Origin of the sequence: Streptomyces sp. NBC_01320 (assembly GCF_035974375.1) — a bacterium.
In the GTDB taxonomy this organism is placed as follows: Bacteria; Actinomycetota; Actinomycetes; order Streptomycetales; family Streptomycetaceae; genus Streptomyces; species Streptomyces yanii.
In genome coordinates this window covers 9,695,494-9,718,406 of record NZ_CP108390.1, presented here as the reverse complement: position 1 = coordinate 9,718,406, position 22,913 = coordinate 9,695,494, and the positions used below count along the sequence as shown (strand labels likewise).

The following is a 22,913-nucleotide window of genomic DNA, read 5'->3' as shown; positions in this document are numbered from 1 at the left end:
GGGTCGTGCAACGCGTGCCCATAGTTCCATCCGGCGTTGCCCGAATGCGACCACGAATACGAGGTCGAGTACGACACATCCTCCCGGCGGACATTCTTGCCCTCGATGACATGGAGAGAGTCCGCATCCCCCGTGTGGACGGGGTTGGACAGGTCGACCCGGGCCGTGACCACAGCGAGCGCCGTGGACACGGCACCCCGGTAGGGCACCACAATCCGGAACACACCCGAAGCCATCGGCTCCATAGCGGCCTTGGTGCCCTGCCGGGTGGCCAAAGCAGCACGCAGACGCGTCAGCACAAGCTCAGCGTGATCGGCATCCAACTGCCGGAAAAGCGTGTCCTGGGTCCTCTCGACCACCGGCGCGAAGTCAGGGATGTCGTGCAACACCGCATGCCCCAGACCATCGGCCGGATGAGTGGTGGGGAATCGGTTGTCTGCGCCCGTGACCGACAGCGCCGGGAGCCCCGGGGACAGCCGCGAGGGCCCCGGCTCGGCCGTCTCGGCCGACACGCGGCCGTGGCCCTGCTCGCGCATCCGCTCCGCAAGCCCGGCCGGCATCACGAGCAGAGCGTGGGCGTTGTCGATCGTGCGGTCGGCCGTGCGCTCACCGTAGGTACGCGCGGTCGCCGGATCGGCTCCCAGCGGTACGGGGCTGCGGGACGACAGGCTAGCGACGAGCCGGTACTCCATCCGGGCATAGATGTGCTCCTGGGCACCGAGGACGATATCGACCCGGTCACTCTGCCCCTCGGCACTCACCGTCAGAGTACGCGGCGCCCCCGTCCCGTAGCGGTAACCAGCCGTCGGAGTGTGCGAGTTGTCGGTGGCCGCGTTGCGTTCCTCGGCAGTGCCGCCATAGCCCTGCGGGCGGGGGTCGGAGGTGAAGGAGGCGTTCACACCGACAGATCCACTCAAGCTGATCAGATCGCGGGTGGCACTGTCACTCACCGAGGCCGTCGTCAGAGTGTGATCGTACTGATACGACGTCTGGCTGACTCCCCTGGTCGTCATCTCCCTCACGACCGCCCGGAGTTGGAGCTCGAGCCGGACCGGCATACCGAAGGAGTCCCGGCCCACCGTCCGGGTCCAGAAGGGGCGGCTGCCGCCGATGAAGTCCTCGACACGCGAGCCCATGGCATTCAGCGCCGTATGCAGACCGACCCGCTCCGAGGGCTCCAGATCCACGTCCAGTTCGGTGAGGAGTTCGTCCGCGGCGGTGTGCATCCGACTGGTGTCCGCTATGAACAGCGTGTGCAACGGCGGGCGTTCGTTCTCGCCCGGCACATAGACGAGCTCCTGCCGGTCCGGGTCGAGTTCCCGGCTGGCCATCCGCGTGTCAGGGTCGAGATGCGAACGCATACCGACCGAGTCGTGCCACCGCCCGTCCGGCCCCAACTCCTCCAGAAGATCGTCGGCAACCATCAAACGCACGTTCAACGTGACCGGCCCGGCGGTGTCCTCTCCGACCCGGCCCTCCTCCACGGCGCCCAGATCCGTCCCCTGCGCCGGCGCGCCGGTCGTGGACCGGGTCGTCGTCAACTCGATGACGTTGCCGCCATCCGTGACAGCCACGGGCGGCTGAGCCGGCGCGGGCGCGGGCGGACGGGACCGGGTCACCGTGACATGGACGTCGACCGCACCCTCGAAGCCGGCCATGAACCGCGACCCGCCGCCCGAGGCACCACCCACGGAGAAACCGCCGCCGGTGGTCGTCACCCAGCCAGTACCCGCCCGCGGCGCGATTCGGCCACCCGCACCACGGAACGTGAACTGATCAGGCGTCGAGCTGTAGTTCAACGGCACATCGAAACCGCCCTCCAAAGAGGAAGCGGTCGACCGGTCACCCTGAAGCTCGTAGAAACCGCCGTAATACGTCTCGCTGTTGCCGTCCCACATCCCCCGTTTAGCGAAACGGCCCGGGTCGAGCGTGCCCGACAGAGTCAGGACCACCTCCTGCGGACCCGTCAGCCCGGGCCTGCTCAGCACGACAGAAATCCCGCCGTTGAGGATGTCGTGCAACCGCGCCGCCAGCGGCTCGGGACGCACCAGGTTGGCGATCGTCATCAGGTTGGTGTGCTCATGCGCCTTCACCCCACGCACCGGGTCGGCCTGCGGCAGCATGTCCGGCGCCGCCGCACGCACCTCCCGCACCACCCGCTCCATCAGACGCCGGGCATCATCATGCTCCACAGAGTCGACCCGGCTGAGCTGGGGCAGCCAACTGCCCAGCACCGGAGCGAAACGCAGCCGCCGGCCGGGAGAAGTACGGGCGTGCAGTTCGACATTCCCGGCATGCGGCCCGTCCACGACGGCACGGAGAGCGTGTCGTGGGTCGATCAGCCCCAGCCGCACAGCCTCCTGCGAGAGAATACGCAGCCGGGCCGTGCCCTCCACGGTCTCCGCCCGGCCACGGCCCCGGACCGTGGTGAGGGTGCGCCCGGCGACCACCACGGTCGGCTCTTCCAGCTTGATCTTGTGCAGGGTCACCGAACCCGCCTGCTGCCCCGGGTCCGACACCCCCACCGAACGGCTGCCCCCCAGCGCCGGAACGGAGACGGTCGACCCGAACTCCCCCGCGCCCGTACCCAACAACGCCGTCGCGGACAACGACAAAGCGTCACTCCCGCTGTGACGGTGAGCGACGTTGTCGACGTTCACATCCTCAGTATCGATATGGATCATCCAGTCGACCCGGGGCGTACCGTCCTCCTCGGTCACCAGCTCCGCACCATCGAAGACAGTGCTCAGCTCGACGAACTCGGTCGCTCCGCCGCCGGTGTTGAAGGGGACGGACAGATAGCCACCCGCCATGGCCCGGTGAAGAGCGCCAGCAATCGAATGGACAGCCGTGAACGCGTCGACCGCGCTCTTCTCCGGCGTCCCGACCCGTGACATCGACTCGGGCAACACTGAGAACACCGCCCGACGCAGCTCCTCGGTGTGATCGAACGACTCAACAACCGAAGTACGAGGCACACGCAACGGAGCATGCAACTGATCCGGGCCCATCTCCGTCCCGGCCGGGTCCGTATCGCTGCCCGCTTCCTCCACCTCCGGCCGGCCCAACGGCCACCAGTCCTGGTAGACCGTGGTGTCCCGGGCGGCGCGCGCCCGGTGCTGCCCCAAATTCTCCAGAGCGTTGCGGAGCAGGGCAGTGCCCGCATCCCCGCGGAACGGCATGGCCGGGACACCCACATCGGAGACTGCCGAAGGGCCCGCCCCGCCGATGGCCGGCACAGACGCATGCCACCACTCCGACGTCGCGTGGGTGACCCCTTGCGACGGCTTGGGCCGGCGGCTCTGCAGCAACCGCCGGTCGTGCCGCCCCACCAACGCCCGCTCCAGAACGGCCTGGTGCTGCCCCGGCGCCACCGACCCACCCACGCCCTGCACAGTCACGTCGAACAGCACGTCATAGAGGAAATCGACAGCCCGATAAGTGCCCTTGGTGTAACGGGCCGTGGTCGCACCGGAGGAGACCGTGCTCGTCGACGCCGCGTTGTACCCGGCGAGCACCGAACTGAACACCGCCGCCGCCGAACTGAGATGCGGAATCGCATCGAGCGTGTAATTGAGCAATATCGCGGCAGGCAGCGCAATGCCGTGTGCCCGGGTCCGGCTGCTCCCCACCGACTCACCCGACTCCAGGAGCTGACGAGTACGCGGCTCCCGCTTCCCGGACACCGTCGGCGGCAGGAACTGTTCGGTTCCGGGCAGACGACGGCCATGCGGATCGGTGATCTGACGCCAGTCACCCACCCGCACCCGCACAGCCGCCTCGAAATACCTGCCGTCCACATGCAGACCCAGAACAAGACGGTCACCGATCGCCTGCGGCAACTCACTGATGAAACTTTCCACCGAGAACCGGTCGTCCAGCGCCCGCCGCACACCCTCACGCACGCCCTCGGGGACCGCCTGCACAATCGCCTCACGGATCTCCCCGTGAAGACGCCCATCGGGCAGGTCGAACGTACCCGCCCCCCCGTACTGCCTCAGACTCGAGGCGGTGAACGCCTCAGGCGGGGCGAAGAGGAGATTCTCGTCCCTGGCGTCCCGGTCACGTATCCAATCCGTCGGGGACATCTCAGGAACCTGAACCGGGCCGGCAACAGCAAGCGGGTCGGAGCCGGAGCCTGAGGCGCCCGGGGTGTCGATGCCCTCGTACGCCGGGTCGGTGTCCGGACGCGAGCCGCCCCCGCCGGGTTTCTGGCCCACGGGCAGGTCGCGGAGCACCTCGTGCAGGGCCGTGAGGAGGACGGTTCCCCGGGCGGGCGGCTCGCCCCTGCCGGGCTGCCGGGCGCGGTGGTGGTCGAGGAGGGCCTCCGTCTCATTCGGAGTGTCATACACGGCCGCGGCGGTCAGCACCATCGCCTCGAGCTTCGCGATCAGTTCTTCCTCCGTCTTCGCCCGCGGCAGGTTGAGGAGTCCGGAGGCTTTGATCAACCGCTCCTGCCAGGAATCGGGAAGCTCACGGCGCAACCGGGCCAGGGCCGCCACAGCCAGCGGGCTCAGCTCCTCCGCTCCCTCGAACTCCCCATCCTCGTCCATGAGGGTGTCGCGATCCGCCCCGGTCGTGGACACGGCGTCAGGCACCGCTTCGGGTTCCACAAAGGACTCCGTGACCGGACGGACCGGAGCGGGGTCGTCGAGCAGTTCAAGGGCCCGGGCCAGGGCCTCGTCGCGGCGAGCGGGGTTCCGGTAGAGACCGCTGTCGCCGTGGAAGACGGCTGCGAGGCGGCGGGCGGCGCGGCCGTCGGCGGGGAGTGCGGAGAACGGCGTGGAGGTGAGCGGGTCGGTGACCCGGCCCTGCTCGGCGAGCAGCGACCGCGCCGCGGCGGCAGCCCGTACGAAGCCGGCCGTGTCCGTGGGGAGGTGGTTCCAGTAGGCCTGGAAGGCTTCGTCCGGCATCCGGGCGGGATCGGGTGCCGCGGCCAGCCACCGGCCGCGGTCGTTGCGCTCCTCGTCGGTGGACAGGTTCGGCTCGGTCGGCGCGGCGACCGGTTCCGAGGTCGGCGCGTCGGCCGTCCGCTGCGCCTGCCCCGTGTCCGACTCCGTGTCGCTGTCCGACTCCGTGTCGCTGTCCGGGCCCGGCTGCCAGGCACCCGGCATCAGGCCACGCAGGCCGCGTGAGGGGGGCTGCGCGCCCACGAGGGGCTCGGTGATGACCACCGGATCGAGTGTGAGGAGCTGGTCGGCCCGTTCCACGGGCGCGAAGAAGGTGAGGGCGTCCTGCTCCACCGTGACCTGAACGCCGGCCCCGGTTCCGCCCGACCGCTCCAGGCCGATGTTCCAGCGGGCCCGCCCCACGGACAGGTGTGCGTACTTGCGCTGGTCCGGGTCGGCCAGATCCTCGCCCAGGGTGCCCATCGACTTGTCGCCGCTCTCCAGCATGCTGGAGAGACCCCCGCCGCTCTGCCCGGTCCCCCGGCCCCGCCCGACGTCCACACCGATACCGGGCCGCAGGACGTCCGGACCCTCCGTGGCCAGACCGGAACGCAGCGATGCCGAACCCGTCAGACGCAGAGCGGCATCGACCGCACCGCCGACCGAGCGGTGCGAACGCCGGAAGTCCTTCACGATGCTGCCGGTGATGGTCCCCGCACCCTCCCCGTGCCTCGACGTAACACTCAAGTCGTCGTGGTCCAGAGACAGGACAAGAGTGAGCCCCTCGTTGATAAACATGCCCGGGACCGTCAGCGGGACACGCAGCGTGCCGCCGCCCAGCAGGTGAACGGCCCGCTGGTGCATGAAGGCCATGCTGAACACGACGGCCAGGCGGCTCTCGAGGTGAGCGCGGGCACCGTGCCAGCTGTTGCCGCCCAGCGCCGGAGACGCGTTCTCCTCCAGCAGGGTCTCCGCATGAGCCAAAAGTTCGCGCAGTCCGCCGATGGTGCCGATGAACGACTCGGTCAGGTCCTCGGAGTCGGGCCGCAGGCCGGTGCGCGCCGGAGCCTCGTGCGCGGGGATCGCCTGCGGCCTGCGCCGGCCGGGGCCCGTGGGAGGTTCAGGCTGCATCAACTGCTGCGAATGCGCCAGCGTCAGCCCCCTGCGCAAATTCGCATCGACGAGTTGGTGCCGGGTGTGCTTGCCGACCAGGGAAAGCACCGGACCGATCACACCGGTCGACGCGGTCGCCCCCCAGTAGTGGTCAAGGGAGATCCTGACTCGGATGTCATAGGCCACCAGGGCGGGGGTGTCCACGTGCAGCAGACCGGAGCTGCGCGTCTGACCGAGCGAGGAACCCAGGGAGCGTCCCTGCCCATAGGCGGCACCGAAACCGACACCGCCGCCCCCGTCCACCACGGGCTGGGTCGGGTCGTGCAACGCGTGCCCATAGTTCCATCCGGCGTTACCGGAATGCGACCACGAATACGAGGTCGAGTACGACACGTCCTCCCGGCGGACGTTCTTGCCCTCGATGACGTGAAGGGTGTCCGCGTCACCCGTGTGGACGGGGTTGGACAGGTCGACCCTGGCCGTGACCACAGCGAGCGCCGTGGACACGGCACCCCGGTAGGGCACCACGATCCGGAACACACCCGAAGCCATCGGCTCCATGGCGGCCTTGGTGCCCTGCCGGGTGGCCAAAGCAGCACGCAGACGCGTCAGCACAAGCTCAGCGTGATCGGCATCCAGCTGCCGGAAAAGCGTTCTCCGGGTCCGCTCAATCACCGGCGTGAAGTCAGGAATGTCATAGGGCACCGCATGGCCCAGACCATCGGCTGGGTGAGTCGTGGGGAACAGGCCATCGGCCGTGATGGAGGGCGCCGACTCGGCCGACGCGCGCTGGTGGCCCTGTTCGCGCATCCGCTCCGCGAGCCCGGCCGGCATCACGAGCAGAGCGTGGGCGTTGTCGATCGTGCGGTCGGCCGTGCGCTCACCGTAGGTACGCGCGGTCGCCGGATCGGCTCCCAGCGGTACGGGGCTGCGGGACGACAGGCTAGCGACGAGCCGGTACTCCATCCGGGCGTAGATATGCTCCTGATCACCAAGGACGATGTCGACCCGGTCACTCTGCCCCTCAGCACTCACCGACAGAGTGCGCGGCGCCCCCGTTCCATAGCGGTAACCAGCCGTGGGGGTGTGCGAGTTGTCAGTGGCCGCATTCCGCTCCTCGGCGGTACCGCCATAGCCCTGGGGGCGGGAGTCGGAGGTGAAGGAGGCGTTCACACCGATGGACCCGCTCAAGCTGATCAGGTCACGGGTGGCGCTGTCACTCACCGACGCCGTCGTCAGAGTGTGGTCGTACTGATACGACGTCCGGCTGACTCCCCTGGTCGTCATCTCCCTCACGACCGCCCGGAGTTTCAGTTCGAGCCGGATCGGCATACCGAAGGTGTCCCGGCCGACCGTGCGGGTCCAGAACGGGTGACTGCCGCCGATGAAGTCCTCCACCCGCGAGCCCATGGCATTCAGCGCCGTATGCAGACCAACCCGCTCCGAAGGCTCCAGATCCACGCCCAGATCAGTGAGCAGTCCCTCCACCGCGGTGTGCATCCCGCTGGTGTCCGCCAGGAACAGGGTGTGCAACGGCGGACGTTCGTTCTCACCCGGCACATAGACAAGCTCCTGCCGGTCCGGGTCGAGTTCCCGGCTGGCCATCCGCGTGTCCGGGTCGAGATGCGAGCGCATACCGACCGAGTCGTGCCACCGCCCGTCCGGCCCCAACTCCTCCAGAAGGTCATCGGCGACCATCAGACGCAGCTTCAGGGCGACCGGCGCGGCGGTGTCCTGTCCGGCCCGGCCCTCCTCCGCCGCGGCCAGATCCCTCCCCTGCGTCGGCGTACCGGTCGCGGACCGGACGGGCGTCATCGGGATGGTGTCGCCGCCGTCCGTGACCGGCGCGGGCCGCTCCGCGGGGACCTGCGCCGGCGCAGGCCGGCCGGACCGGGTCACCGTGACGTGGACGCCGACCGCACCCTCGAAGCCGGCCATGAACCGCGACCCGCCACCCGACGCGCCACCCACGGAGAAACCGCCGCCCGTGGTCGCCACCCAGCCAGTGCCCACCCGTGGCCCGATACGGCCGCCCGCACCACGGAACGTGAACTGGTCCGGGGTCGTGCTGTAGTTCAGCGGCACATCGAAACCGCCCTCCAGAGAGGACGCGGTGGACCGGTCACCCTGAAGCTCGTAGAAACCGCCGTAATACGTCTCGCTGTTGCCGTCCCACATCCCCCGATGGGTGAAACCGCCCGGGTCGAGCGTGCCGGACAGAGTCAGGACTACCTCCTGCGGACCCGTCAGCCCGGGCCTGCTCAGCACGACAGAAATCCCACCGTTGACGATGTCGTGCAACCGCGCCGCCAGCGGCTCGGGACGCACGAGATTGGCGATCGTCATGAAGTTGGTGTACTCATGGGCCTTCACCCCGTCCTCGTCCGGCGGCAGCATGTCCGGCGCCACCGCACGCACCTCCCGCACCACCCGCTCCATCAGACGCCGGGCATCATCATGCTCCACGGAGTCGACCCGGCTCAGCTGCGGCAGCCAGCTCCCTAGCACCGGAGCGAAACGCACCCGCCGACCAGGAGAGGTGCGGGCGTGCAGTTCGACGTTCCCCGCGTGCGGCCCGTCCACGACGGCACGGGGAGCGTGTCGTGGGTCGATCAGCCCCAGCCGCACGGCATCCTGCAAGAGGATACGCAGCCGGGCCGTGCCCTCCACGGTCACCGCCCGGCCACGGCCCCGGACCGTGGTACGGGTGCGCCCGGCGACCACCACGCTGGGCTCTTCCAGCTTGATCTTGTGCAGGGTCACCGAGCCCGCCTGCTGTCCGGGGTCCGACACCCCCACCGAGCGGCTGCCCCCGAGCGCCGGGACGGAAAGGGTCGACCCGAACTGCCCGGTGCCCGTGCCCCACAGCGCCGCCGCGGAGATCGACAGGGCATCGCTGCCGCTGTGACGGTGAGCGACGTTGTCGACGTTCACATCCTCGGTATCGATATGGATCATCCAGTCGACCCGGGGCGTGCCGTCGTCCTCGGTGGCCAGCTCCGCATCGTGGAAAGCGGTGCTCAGCTCGATGAACTCGGTCGCTCCGCCGCCGGTGTTGAAGGGGACGGACAGATAGCCGCCGGCCATGGCCCGGTGTAGGGCACCTGCGATCGAATGGACAGCGGTGAACGCGTCGACCGCGGTCTTCTCCGGCGTCCCGACCCGTGACATCGAGTCGGGCAGTACGGAGAACACGGCGCGGCGCAGCTCCTCGGTGTGATCGAAGGACTCGACGACCGAGGTACGAGGCACCCGCAACGGGGCGTGCAACTGGTTCGGGGTCACCTGCGTGGGTGCCAGGTCGGGACCGCCCTGCTCCACCGGCCACCACTCCTGGTAGGCCGTGGTGTCCTGGGCGGTGCGCGCCCGGTGCTGCCCCACATTCTCCAGAGCGTTGCGGAGCAGAGCAGTGCCCGCATCCCCGCTGGACGGCGTGGCCGGCACAGGCGCCTGCCACCACCCGGACGTCGCGTGGGTGACCCCCTGCGACGGCCTGGGCCGGCTCCGCAACAACCGCCGGTCGTGCCGCCCCACCAACGCCCCCTCCAGAACGGCCTGGTTCTGCCCCGGCACCATCGACCCGCCGGCGCCCTGAACGGTGACGTCGTACAGCACGTCATACAGGAAGTCGACGGCCCGGTAGGTGCCCTTGGTATAGCGGGCGGTGGTCGCTCCGGAGGAGACGGTGCTCGTCGACGCCGCGTTGTACCCGGCGAGCACCGAACTGAACACCGCCGCCGCCGAACTGAGATGCGGAATCGCATCGAGCGAGTGATTGAGCAGCATCGCAGCAGGCAGCGCAATGCCGTGTGCCCGGGTCCGGCTGCTCCCCACCGACTCACCCGACTCCAGGAGCTGACGAGTACGCGGCTCCCGCTTCCCGGACACCGTCAGCGGCAGATACCCCTCGGTCCCAGGAAGACGACGACCATGCGGATCGGTGATCTGACGCCAGTCACCCACCCGCACCCGCACAGCCGCCTCGAAATACCTGCCGCCCACATGCAGACCCAGAACAAGACGGTCACCGATCGCCTGCGGCAACTCACTGATGAAACTTTCCACCGAGAACCGGTCGTCCAGCGCCCGCCGCACACCCTCACGCACGCCCTCGGGGACCGCCTGCACAATCGCCTCACGAATCGCCCCGTGAAGACGCCCATCGGGCAGATCGAACGTGCCGGCCCCGCCGTACTGCCTCAGACTCGACGTAGTGAACGCCTCAGGCGGCGCGAACAGGAGATCCTCGTCCCGGACATCCCGGTCACGTATCCAGTCCGTCGTGGACATGTCGGCGACCGGAACCGGGCCGACTACGGGGAGGGGCTCGGAGAGTGCGGCCGGGAGGGACTCGGAAGGGGACGCAGGCGCTGGATCCTGGTGCTCCGGGGTCCGCTCCGGCCGGGGCACCGGGCCCAGCTCGTCCGCCAGGTCATCGGGTTCGCCGCTCATGAGCGCACCGACCGCAGGGCTCGGCGGGAGCGCCACGTCCGCGGCAGCCGAGTGCTCCGGGGAGCGGAGGTCGGAGCCTGAGGCGCCCGGGGTGTCGATGCCGTCCTCCGCCGAGCCGGTGGCCGGCCGCGAGCCACCCTTGCGAGGGCTCTCGCCCACCGGCAGGTCGTGAAGCACCTCGTGCAGGGCTGTGAGGAGAACGGTTCCCCGAACGGGCGGCTCACCCTTGTCGGGCTGCCGGGAGCCATGGTGATCGAGGAGGGCCACCGTCTCACGCGGAGTGTCGTACAGAGCCGCGGCAGTCAGCACCGTCGCCTCACGCTGCGCGACCCGTTCCTCTGCCGTCACCGCCAGGGACAGGGCAAGGAGCCTGGAAGCATTACCCAACTGCTCCCACCAGGAAGCGGGAGACTCACGGCGCAGCCGGGCCAGGGCCGCCACAGCCAGCGGGCTCAGCTCGTCCGCTCCCTCGAACTCCGCCTCCTCGCGGGCTGCATCCGGCTCTACGTCAACGCCGGACCCTTCGCTACCGGCCTCGTCCGTGGACCGGCGCTTACCGAGGGACTTCTCAGAGGGCGGCCGGGCCACCGCCCCGAGCGGATCGGTGTCGGCGGGGACGGTCCCGGCGGGGAGCAGGGTGGGCCGGGGCGCGGGGCCGGGTTCTGGCGCGGGTGTGGGCTCGGGTTCTGGCACGGGCTCCGGCAGGGACGAGCCGCGATTGAGGTCCGCCAGGGGGATGCCCTGGATGCGGGAGACCGTGTTGAACGCGGCCCGGGACACCGGCTCCGGCCACTCGGATGCCGTGGCCACGGCGTAGCGGGTCCGCTGGATCCCCTCCAGCGAGGCCGGGCCGAGCTTGCCGGTGAGGACCGCCTGGGTGCGCTGCTTCGCGGTCAGGGTGATCCCGGCGCCGTTGAGCTGGCTCAGGGCGATGGCCGGGCCACTGAGGTCGACGGGCCCGGGCGGCAGGTCGGCCTCGGTCATGGCGGCGGCGACCCAACGGCCCAGCGCCGCCAGGTCGGGCCGTCCGTCGGCGTCGCGCATCCCCGGCTCCAGGGCGTCCCGGGTTTCCAGGGCCCGGAACAGACCCTGCGGGCTCGGGTCGGCCGCCTCGAGGGTGTGCTCCGGGTCCTCCTGGACAACCGGGGTATCGGCCACGCTGCCGGGCTCCGGGACCGCGCCGGACTCCGGCTCGCCCGGGGACTGCGACTCTCCCCGGGACTCCGGCTCCTGCCGCGGCTGCGGTTCGGGGCGGGGCTCCGGCTCCGGCTCCGGCTCGGCGGTGACGGATTCCGGCGTCGCCGGGTAGTCGACCGTGATGACCGCGCTGCGGCCGCTCGTACGCAGCTCCGGCTCGAGCAGGGCGCTCGCCCGGTGCGAGGTGGCCGACCCGGTCGTGGTGAACCTGAACCGGTCCGCCAACCCCGGCTCCGCGCCCAGCGCGCCGAGCTCCTCCGACACCAGACGGAGCAGCTCCGTACCCGCGGCCTCGGCGCGCCGCTCCCCCATCTGCCGGGCGGCGGCCGAGGAGAGTGCGAGCAGTTGCCCGTTGCCGTACCCCACGATCCGGATGTCCGGCACGGCCCCGGGCACCGCGCGGTGCTCGTGCGCGTACCCGGCGAGCCGCCGCGCCAGCGGGCGCACCGCATCGGTCTGTGCGCCGCTGATCCGGACGCCTTCGGCGAACATGACGCTGTGAGTCTCGTCCGGGCCGGTGGCCGTGGTCCGCTCGGGCCGCGGCAGCGGGTGGTCCCGGAGCACGGGCCCGGAGGCGTGCGCGGCCTCGATGGCGGCGAGCGAGTCCTCCGTGACGACGAGCCCGCCCTCGGGGTCCGCCATGACCCCGTGCTCCTTCACCGCCGTCGAGTCGGCGGAGGAGCGGAACACCGCGTTCTCGGAGGCGTAGCGGTCGGACTCACCGAGGTAGTGCAGCAGTTCGTGGAGCAGGATCTCGTCGGTCTCCCCGAGGTCGAGGTGCAGTTGGTCCGCGTCCGGCAGGAGCTCCCCCTTCGGGGTCGAGGTGACGGTGATCGCCTCTTCGTGCGTGGCGCCCCGCTTCAGCTCGACGCGTACGTACAGCCGGTCGCCGGAGTCCTTGAACCTGTGCCCGCGGTCGTTCAGCGCCTGGTCCAGGATGCCCTGGAGCCGCTGCTCGAAGACCTCCCGGTCGGCGGTGCGCAGGCCGATGACGGGGAGTTCCAGCGTCACGTCGCGGACCCACGCCTCCGGGGTCACCTGGATCCGCCGGATCTGCGACCGGATCAGAGTGGTGTGCCCCTCGGCCATGGTGCGCGACGGGTCGAACCGCTCCGTGCTGAGGTGCACCACCGGGGCGTCGTCCCGGCGCGCGGCCCAGGCGGCGTCGCGACGCACGGCGGACGGGCCGGGCTCGGGCGTCCAGGGGCCCCGGCTGACCCTTTCCGAGTGCGGAGTCGGCGAGGTCCGGAGTCCCGCCCTGCCCTGCCTGGCGCGGAAGGCGTCGACCAGCGTGTCGATGCCGGCCCGGGTCCGCAGCCGCTCGACCAGCTCGCGGGAGCGGATCAGCTCGGGGGCCTCCTCGGCGTATTCGATCGGGAGCGGGCCGTCCTTGGGCCGGGCGCCGCTGTTCTCCCACACGTAGCCGTTTCCCGAACGGGCCCGGCGCGTGGCCCGCGCGTAGACCAGCAGGTCCACCGTGCCGTCCTCGGGATTCGCGACGTACGTGTAGGAGATGCCGCCCCAGCCCGAGCCGAGGTGGGCGTGCAGGGCGCCGTTGAGGTACGCGGAGCCCTCTTCCGGATTCTTCGCTCCCGAGGCCAGCCTGGACAGGAGCCCCTCGTGTCCGCTGAGCAGGCCCTCGTGCATCCGGTTCGCGTACCGCACGCGGCCGGTGTACTCCCAGGTCGCCGGGGTGACCGGGTCCAGTACGGTGAAGCGCGCGCGCACCCGCTCGACCCGCTCCTCCACCGCAGCACGGCGCTCGTCGTCGCCCCGGCGCCAGGCCGGCCGGACGGCGTCGCGAACGAGCGCGCGGTTGTCGTCCGCCAGGGCCACGTCGATGGAGCCGAGGTACCCGTCCACGTCCTGGTCCAGGTCCCCGGTGAGGGGTTCCCTCGCGGCGTAGTGGGCGAAGGTGAGGGTGGACGCGTCCTCGGGCTGCTCCTCCAGCAGCTCGACGAGGTCGGGCCGCAGGAGCAGCAGGGCGGCCAGTTCCGGCTGGCCGGGCAGTCGGGTCAGGATCGCGGGACGGTCCACGAGCCAGTCGGTCAGGGCCTGGTCCTGGGCCAGGAGTGCGGCGACGGGCGGGGCGGCCTCGGCGAGGGCCGCCAGCTGTGCGGCCTGCGCCGGTGTCTCGCCCGTCCCGGGCCGCGCCTGCGTGGGCGACGGCACGGGGGTGGGTGCCGGTTCGGGGGCGACCACATGTGCCGGGGCGGGTGCCGGTACGGGATCGGCGTCCGGTCCGGGTTCCGATGTGGTCGCGGGAGCGGGGTGCTTCGCACCGTACTCGTCCACGGCGCGCCGGAGCGCGCCGGAGCCGGCCCTCGCGGTCTTGCCGAGCTTTCCCTTCTTGCCGGTGCCGAGGGCGAGGACGGCGGCCTCGAAGTGCGGCTGCCCGAGGCCGTACCGCAGCAGTTCGGGGTCGCCGAGGACAGCCTTGGCGAGCGCGGGCTGGGTGTTCAGCAGGGTGGTGAACGCCTCGTCGGCGAAGAGGTCGCGCAGATCCTCGCCAGTCAGCTCCGGGGAGGCTTCGGCCATGCTGTCGAGCAGGTTCGCCCGGCGGGCCGCCTTGGCCAGGAGCGCGGGATCGGCGTTCACCGCCGTGACGAGCGCCGGCAGGTGGTCCAGGGCCCGCCACAGCCGGGTCTGCCGATGAGCGTCGCGTACCAGGACGCGGTGGGCACGGACCAGGGAGAGGACCCCGGGCTTGCGCAACTGGCCGGAGAGGGCCGGTACGGCGATCAGGGCCTCGGCCAGGCCTTGGAGGCCGTGCAAGGCGGGCACCAGGTTCGGGTCGGCGAGGACGTCGGTCGCCAGGCCCATGGCGCCGAGGGGGTGCAGGTCGGGGTGGTGGGCGAGCAGGTCGGCGAATCCGGGGACCTTGAGCATGGCCTCGGGCAGCCGCGGCTCGTCGGCAACCGCGGTCAGCAGGTCGCGGGAGGCCAGGATCTGCTCGGTCACGGTGTGCGCCTGCTCCAGGCCGGCCACCAGGCCGGCGTCGGACAGGAGGCCGCGCACCTCGTCGGCATGGAGGAAGGCGTTGGGGTGCGCCGTGAGCGCGGACGCCAGGATCGGCGCGTCGTAGAGGATCCGGGCGAGGCCCGGGGTGCTCGCGACGGCTGCCAGGAGCGGGCTGTCGGCATCGGACGTCACGGCGCGCACGACCGCGTCGACGCGGTGGACCCGCTCCGGGGCACCGTCCCCGTAGAGGTCGAGCAGTTCCTCGAAGAAGGGGTCGTTGTCCCGCAGCGACGGGAGGAGCCGGAGGCCGTCGCGCAGCAGCGCGTCGGTCATGGCCTCGCTGACCTCGATGAAGCGCTCGGCCGGGGACTTGTAGCCGAAGGCCCCCTGCAGGTGCGGAATCCGCACGAACCGGAAGAGATTCCGGTTGCGGGCGATCTGATTCCCCGAGTCCCAGTCCCGTGCCAGTTCCTCGACCAGAAAGGAGTCCTGGACGAAGGCGTGATGGAGCGGGCCGTTGGTGCGCAGCGCCGCGGTCAGCTCCGTGTTGAGGTGGAGCGCGCGCTGGGCGTGCTGCGAGGGGTCGGTGAGGACGGGGAGGAGGTCCGGCCGGTGACGGAGGGTGGGGAGCAGTTCCTTGTTCGCGTACAACAGGTGGAGGAGGCCTTCGTCGGTCGCGACGGCATCCCGCAGTCCGGGGATCTCCTGGTACGCGTCGTGCAAGGAGTCGAGCACGCGCAGGCCGGTCTCATCCTGGGCGCCGCGCAGCACGTTACGGGCGGCCTCGTGGGACAGGGCCAGGGTGCGCAACCGGGCGGCGTCATGCACCGAGATGTCGAGGCCGGTCTCGGTCATGGTCCGTACACCGGCGGCCTTGACCTCGCTCAGCAGGGCGACACGGTCGTCGACGAGTTCGGTGAGGCGCTGGGGGTGCTGCCGGATGATCTGGGTGACGGCCGGCCGCTCCACCACGGCGTTGAAGATCTCCGCGTCGGTGGCGAGGAGCGGCAGTAGCGGCGCGGCCTGCTCCGTGGCGAGGGCGTCGAGCAGTTCGTCGCCGAGCAGGAAGCGCGACCAGTGTCCCGCCGTGCGCGTGGTGGTGGCGCCCGGGGTGTGCGCCGTCTCGGGCGTCTGCGCGGCGGCGGCCGCGAACGCCTTCAGTACGCGACCGTGCCGCCCGCCCGCCCCGGTGGCGGCCGGGGTGCCCAGCAGCGCGTTCACGACGAGCGGGAATCGCGCCGCCAGTTCCAGGAGCGCCGTTTCGCCCGCCGTCAGCGCGGCCAGGGCGTCCGGCACCTCGTGCAGCAAGCGCATGAGGTCCTGGTTCTCGTTGAACACCGAGAGCAGCAGGCCGTCACGGCCGGCAGCCGCCACGAACCCCTCCGTCGCGGTCGCGACGGCGTAGGAGTTGGCGCTCACCATGGCCCGGAGCATCCATGCCCCGCTCCGGTGGTACGTCTCCGCCAGCTCGGGGCGGCCACGCAACCTCTCCGCGAGCACGAGGAGTTCGTCGGTCAGCGCGGGGCTGATTCCCTGGACCGACGGGTGGCGGAGCATCGCCCGGAGCACGCCGGGGACGAGCAGTGCGTCCTCGTGGTTCAGGAGCAGGGAGCGGGCGTCCGCACCGTGTGTCGGGTGCAGCAGGCGCCGGTACTCGTGGGGTGCGGACAGCAGATCAGGGCTCTGCGTCAGGATCCTCGCCAGTTCCGGTTTTTCGATCAAACTATCGACGAGGTTGTCGTGCCCGGTGAGTGCGGTGCGCAGGACCCGATGGAAAGCGGCCTCGGTCCCGTCACCGGCGTCCGGCCGGGACGTGGACTCCTCTTCGGTGGGATTCGGGGCGGCCGAGGCGAGCGCCCGCTCCAGGGTTTCGCGACCTTTCGAGGTCAGTGCCTTGGCGAGGGCGTTCGGCTGATCCGAGAGCGTCGCGGCCAGTTGGGGGTTGGCGTAGGCGGCCCGCAGCAGCCCGGGGTCGGCGGCCAGCTCCTTGCCCAGTTCCGGCACGTCCAGGAGTACGTCCGAGAGGAAGGGGTCGCTGTCGAGTACGGACAGCGTTCCGGGGTCGAGGTGCGCCGCTGCCAGCATGCCGGGGACGCCCAACACGGTCTTGATCTGCTCCGGGTGGGTTCGCATCGCGGACAGCAGGGGCCTGTCGGTGAGGAGCCGGTGGATCTCGTTCGAGTCGGCGAAGGCCTCCAGGTGGTCGAACATCTCGTACTGGAGGTCCAGGCTGTCCTTGATGGCGCCGAGCACCCGCAACAACTCGGCCTTTCCGTCCGGACCTTGGGCATCGAGGTCGATGAGCAGGGCCGCGAAGTGCGGTACGTCGGCCACGAGGTGGTTCGTCAGGGACATCTGGTCGTGCCCCATGACGAGCCTCACCAGCTCGAGGTTGCCGCCCAGCCCCATGACCACCCGGTGGTTGCGCAGGACGATGTGGCGCAGATTCCGGTCAGTCTCCAGCTCGCGCAGCATGTGCCCGTCGCCCAGGATCCGTTCCACGGCGGCGCCGTCGCGCAGCAATGGCCCGACCTCGCCTTGCAGATCCGGGTTTCCGAGCGTGTCCAGCAGATCCGGATGGGCGGCGAGCAGCGCGATGAGCCAGGGATGATCGTCGACGGCCTTCGCGAGGTCCGCGGAGCGGCCGGCGGCGTCCATGACCCCCCGCTCCCGGGCGAGCCCGGTCAGCGTGGCCGCGCCCAGGTTGTCGGGGCTGTCGGGATGCAGCTGGTGGGAGAGCAGGAACGCGACGACGCCCCCGTCGAGGACGAACTCGGGATGGCTCCGGGACAATTCATCGGCGTAGCCGAGCAACGACGGCACCGCTTCGGCGACGAACTCCGCGCGCGACTCAGGGGTGGAGCGATCGTTGCCGGGGTTCCACGCGCGCCATTGGTCGTAGGCGTCGCGGACAAGTTCGTGCGCATTCTCGGGGGACAGTCGAATGCCGTTGAACAGCCCCCCTGCCGTGGAGTCCGGGGCGGCTGCGGAGCCGACGGCGGCCGGGGTGGCCGCAGTGGCCGTGCCGGGCCCGGTGGAGGTTCGGGGTTCCTGGCTCCCCGACTCGGCGGCGGTGGCCCTCTTCTTCGCCTTCTTCTTGGCGGAGGACTTGGCGCCGGCGAACAGGCCCGGCCGCTCCGGCGGGAGGTCCCGCACCAGGCGCTCCGCGATGCCGCGGGCGCCCTCGCTGTCACCGGGCCAGGTGTAGAGGTGGTGCGCGACGCGGCGTACAACCTGGTCCTCGGGCTTGAGGCGGAGAAACGCGTCGGTGTCGCGGTCGATCGCCGCGGGGAGCCTGCGCAGCGGGCCCACCAGGCCGCGCGCGTCGGCCAGCGCCGACTCCAGGTTCTCCCCGACGGCCTCCTGCCGGGCGCTCTCCCAGAGCCGGTCGAACGCCGCCGGGTCGAAGGGCAGGTCGGTGCGGCGTGCGGCGGTCTCGGCGGCGTCATTCGCCTCGTCGAGGAGCCGCGCGGCGGCCGTCCGGGCTCCCTCGGTGTCTGCGGGATCGAGGAAGAGGTGCGCTGCTGCGGTCTCGGTGAGCGTGGCGCGCTGCTGCGGGGCGACCGTGGCGCCCTTGTCCGTGAGCAGGCCGTCCACCACAGTCCCGGCCTGCCGGGAGGCCTCGGCTGCCTGCTCCGCCTGCTCCCGCACCGACGGAGCCGGTTCCTCCCCGGGGGGCGGGGTCTTGGTGTCGAGCTCCCACGCGGCGGTACCGGGGCTCCCGCCCCGCGGTCCGAACCCCAGATCCCAGCCCCACTCCTCCACCAGCTCGGCGATGTTGATGTGGTCGGGCCGAGTCAGGACAGGAGCTTGCGAGGCCCGTCTGGCCAGATAGTGGGCCAGACCCTGGCCGGGGTACGTCAGTCCCTCCCAGCTCACCCGGTAGTGGGCGGCGACCGCCAGGAGCCAGCCCTTGCCCTGCGGGTGGGCCCCTGCCTCGGGGTGCCTGTCGCGGGCCCCCAGCGTCCAGCCCGCCGAACGCGCCAGATCACGCGCCGCCCGGTCTCCGCCCTCGCGCAGGGTCGGCCCGAGAACGACGGAGATGTGGCGGGGATCCGCACCGAGGTCGCGGGCCATCTTGTAGAGGCGGACCGGCGTCAGTCCCATCTCGACGGCGATCCTCGGCAGGTCCTCCGGGACCCGTCCGATGGTATCCGCGAGTTCGAGGAGGTCGTCGGCCTTGCGCAACCCCAACTCCCGCCGCAGCCGGTCCACGGCCTTGACGTCGAACCATTGGTACGCGAGGAGCCGGGCCGTGCGCTGCCGGTTCGCCCGCAGGTGTTTGGAGACGAACGAGACCAGGGCCGGTGAGCCGGCCGGGTCCGCCCTGTAGGAGGGCGGCTCCGACTGCTGCTCCACTGAGCCGGCACGGTCCGCCGTGTAGGAGGGCGGCTCCGGCTGCTGCTGCGCGGGCGATGCGCCGGCCTCCTCGTACGCCGGCGGGGGCGGCGTACCGGGCTCGTTCTGAGCGACCTGCTCGGCGGGGTCCGGCTGAGGCAGGAGCGGAAGGGATTCCGCGAGGTCCACGGCGTCGGAGTCCGCGTAGGCGAGGTCCGAGTTCTCGTCGTCCGGGAGCCGATCCCAGCCCTCGTCCGAGGAGACGGAGGAGACGGAGGAGATGAAGGAGGAGGTGTCGGAGTCGTCGTCGGGAACGGTGCCCGGCTCCATCACCGGACGGGCCGGTGCGGGGTGCGTCGCCGTGTGCGGGAACAGCGGGTCTTCGAGCAGTTGCACCGCCCAGACGCGGGCCTCGGCACGGCGGGCGGGGTCGGTGCGGAGCCCGGCGTCGCTGTAGAGAAGCTCCGTGAGGCGGCGGGCAGCGCGGGCGTCGTTGTCGAGCTCGGAGAACGGAGTGGCAGTGAGCGGGTCGGTGACCCGGCCGTGCTCGGCGAGCAGCGACTGAGCCGTGGCGGCGGACTGGGCCAAATCGGCGTTGTCGGCCTTGAGTTTGTCCCAGCGGCGCTGGAAGGAGCGGATCGACAGCCGGCTGCCGTCGCCGTCGTCGCCGTCGTCCTCCCTGTCGTCGACGAGAGTGTCGGAGTCCGAGCCCATCGTGCCGGTTTCCACGGAGGACTCCGTGACCGGACGGACCGGAACGGGCTCGTCGAGCAGGTGCTGGGCCCGGGCCAGTGCCTCGTCGCGGCGGTCGGGGTCCTGGTAGAGGTCGGGGTAGCCGTGGAGGATGACCGCGAGGCGGCGGGCGGCGCGGTCGTCGGCGTCGAGTTCGGAGAACGGGGTGGAAGTGAGCGGGCCGGCGGCGCGCCCGTGATCGGCGAGCAGCGACCGCGCCGCGGTGGCCGCGCGTACGAATCCGACGGTGTCCGTGGGGAGTTGCTCCCAGTGGTGCTGGAAGGCCTCGTCCGACAGCCTGTGCTTCTCCGGTGATTCCTCGGGCCTGGCCGCCGCCAGCCACCGGTCACGGTCCCTGCTGGACTTTCGGGCGCGGCGGGGCCTCGGCAGTCGGGCGACGGTCACGGAGCGTCCGTCCGGCGAGCCGACGAGCGTCGTGGTGCCGTTCGGCTGCACGACGTTGACGGTGAGCCCGTAGACCTGTCCGGCCACCAGGGGCAGCACGTCGTCCGTGGCGTCGGACGCCGACGTGTACGTGCTCATCGCGTACGCCAGCGAGCGCCGTTCGTCGTCGCCCCAGGCCCTGTTGACGGCCCGGAGCTCCTGGGCGTAGATCTCCGACCGCGGCAGCGGGTCCCCGATGCGCAGCCGGTCCGCCGTGCGGTCGCTGGCGACGGAGGCCTGCGCCTGCGCGTCGACGGCGGTCCACAGCGGGCGCGTGCCGGCGCCGGGGTCCGCCTCCAGCTCCGCGACGAGGGCCTGCGACAGGTGGGCGCGGATCTCCGCCGGCGTTCCCGTGACGAGGTCGGGGGCGGTGGCGCCGAGCGCGAGGACCAGACTGTCCTCGCCCATGCCGGAAGCGCGCGGGATGACTCCCTGCACGATCAGGGTTTCCTGCTGATCCATCGTCAGTTCGTTCTGGCCGCGCACCTCCTGGTCAGGAGAGGCCGGTCCGGACCAGGGGGTGCCGATGTCGGTGGTGCCGGTGCCGGTGTCGCTGGTGCGCGTGTCGATGGTGCCGGTGTCGATGGTGCCGGTGTCGTTCAGGTCTTCCAACGGGAAGGTCAGGTCGCCGGTCTCGAAGACGCTCGGCTCCGGCATGGAGCGCGGCCCGGTCCCCGTTGCCGGGTCCGACGGGTTCACCGGAGTGGTACCGGGAGCGGGGTCTGTGCCGGGTGCCTGGACCGGGTTCACCTCGACGGTGGGGACCGGCATCCGCACGGACTGCGGTCCGGGGCGCTGCCCGTCGGGGGTGGCGTCACCGCTCACAGGTCCCGTACCAGGCAGTACTCCGGTGCTGCCCGGACCCGTCACGGTGCGGGGAGGGCCGTCCTTGCCGTTCGGCGGGAGCGTGCCGGGGGTGCCCGCCGGGTCCGCGACGAACCCCTGGGGCCGGTTCGGGAGCTGCCAGGTGTCCTGGCCCGCGTCGCTCCGGACGACGTCCGGGGTGGGCGTCGAGGGTGTGGACGGAGGGGTGTCACCGCCGGGCTGGTAGGTGGAGATGTCGGGGAGGTCCTGGGTGCTGGTGGCCACGACCGGCGGGCGGCCGGATCCGCTGCCGTTCCGGTTACCGGTGCCGTTCGGGTTCCCGCTGCCGTTCGGGTTTCCGCCGCCGTTGCGGGTGGGGTCTCCCCCGCCGGTTCCGTTGGCGTCGCCGTTCGAGGTCGTGAGGGGCGGACGCCGGGTCGGCCCGCTCGGGTTGAAGTCCGTACGAGGGCCCGTGCGGCCGTTCGTGCCGTTGCTGCGATCGTTGTTCCGGGACGACCCGGAGTCCGAGTTCGAGTTCGGGGTCGAGTCCGGGTTCGCGCTTCGGGTCGGCCAGTTGTGGGAGCTGGAGTTCACCCCGTCCGGGGTCGGCGGCGGCTTCAGGAACTTGTTCCTGAGCCAGCTCGCCCCGCCCGCCGCGCCATGCTCCAGGTTGCGCTCGACGACGCCGCTGCTGCCGGCCCCCAGGAACGTCGCCCAGGTGAACCCGAAGCCTTCGAAGAACAGGCCCATCGCCGCCGCGCCGAGGCTCTCGCCGAAGCCCTCGGACACGAAGTCGTTGACGTTGTCGCCGGCTTCCTTGAGCACACGTTGGCCGAAGTCCGGCGGGTTCTTCACGCCTCCGAAGTCGTTCGCGTTCTTGCCCAGCTTGGACAGGAGGTCCTTGCCCTTGTGGAAGGCGCCGCCGAGGATCTCGCCGATGCCGCCCGCGAAGAACCCGAAGAGGCCGTCCTTGCCGATCGACCCCCAGTCGAGGTCGTTCCGCCTGAAGAGCTTGTTGCCGAAGAGTTTGTTGCCGAGCTGGACGGCGAACGAGAGCAGGGCCTCCTCCAACGCCTCGAAGACGCCCGGCAGCACCTTGACGCGCTGGAGGAGCGTGGCGATGCTCGCCAGCACGGCCACGCGGGCACGGTTGAAGATGGCCTCCGAGAGACCGCCCAGACCGCCGAAGCCGAACACGGCCAGGAACGCCACCCAGGCCAGCAACGCCAGCATCTGCAGCAGGGCGGCCATGACCTGCCAGTACATCTCGTAGATCTGCTGGGACTTGTCCTGCAGGTCCGCCCGCACACCGTGCAGCTGTGCCTTGAACTCGTCCAGGCGCGACTTGCCCCGGCCGGTGGTCAGACTGTCGACGGTCTGCTGGAACTGCCGGCGGGCCTCCTCCGGCATGCCGTCGCCGATCTTCAGGCTGGCATTGCGGGCCATCTCCACAATCGTGTCGAGGTCCTGGGCGAGCCGCTCGTGGACCTGGCCCGCTTCGAGGGCCTTCTGCGGCAGCGCGCTCGGGGGCAGGTCGCCCGTGAGGATCATGACGAGCTTTCTGGCCCAGTCGGGCCAGCCCCCGAGTCCGGGGTCTATCGCGGGGCTCATCCGCGGGATCCCGACCGGCCGTCGTTGCCCTTCTTGATCGAGGAGAGGACGTCGTCCTGGTGGTTGACGTACTCGTTGGCGTTCTTCACGGTGCCGTTCGCCAGCGCCGAGAGGGCCTCCGTGAAGGCCAGCATGCCCTTGGTGACGTTCTTGACCGTGTTCTCGTAGGGCGGGCCCGCCTTCTTGGCGAAGTCGTCGTCATCCGTCCCGTACCAGGTCCTGGTCTGGTTCACGCCGTCGTTGTACCTCTGCACCACTTCGTCGATGTGCGTCGTGAGATTGCGCAACACCTTGGTCGCGTCGAGGACGTCGTTGGCGGACGCTTCGAAACTTGAGGGCATGCCTACTCCCGGTGTCGCGCGGTGGTGCGGG

At 70.9% G+C, this 22,913-nt stretch carries 2 protein-coding genes (1 of these 2 running past the window's edge); both read right to left on the bottom strand.

Annotated features, from left to right (window positions below; genetic code table 11):
• A protein-coding gene (locus OG395_RS44120; RefSeq protein WP_327247924.1) for a hypothetical protein crosses the window boundary here: on the bottom strand, positions 1–22,541 show its 5' portion. It extends 4,741 nt beyond the left edge of the window; the window shows 22,541 of its 27,282 coding nt (coding positions 1–22,541); its start codon is at positions 22,539–22,541; the stop codon falls past the left edge of the window.
• The gene (locus OG395_RS44115) at positions 22,538–22,882 is read right to left on the bottom strand and encodes a hypothetical protein (RefSeq protein ID WP_266988851.1); all 345 of its coding nucleotides are present in this window, start codon (positions 22,880–22,882) and stop codon (positions 22,538–22,540) included. Before OG395_RS44115 ends, OG395_RS44120 begins: the two co-directional genes overlap by 4 nt.
• Between the last annotated feature and the right edge of the window lie 31 nt (positions 22,883–22,913).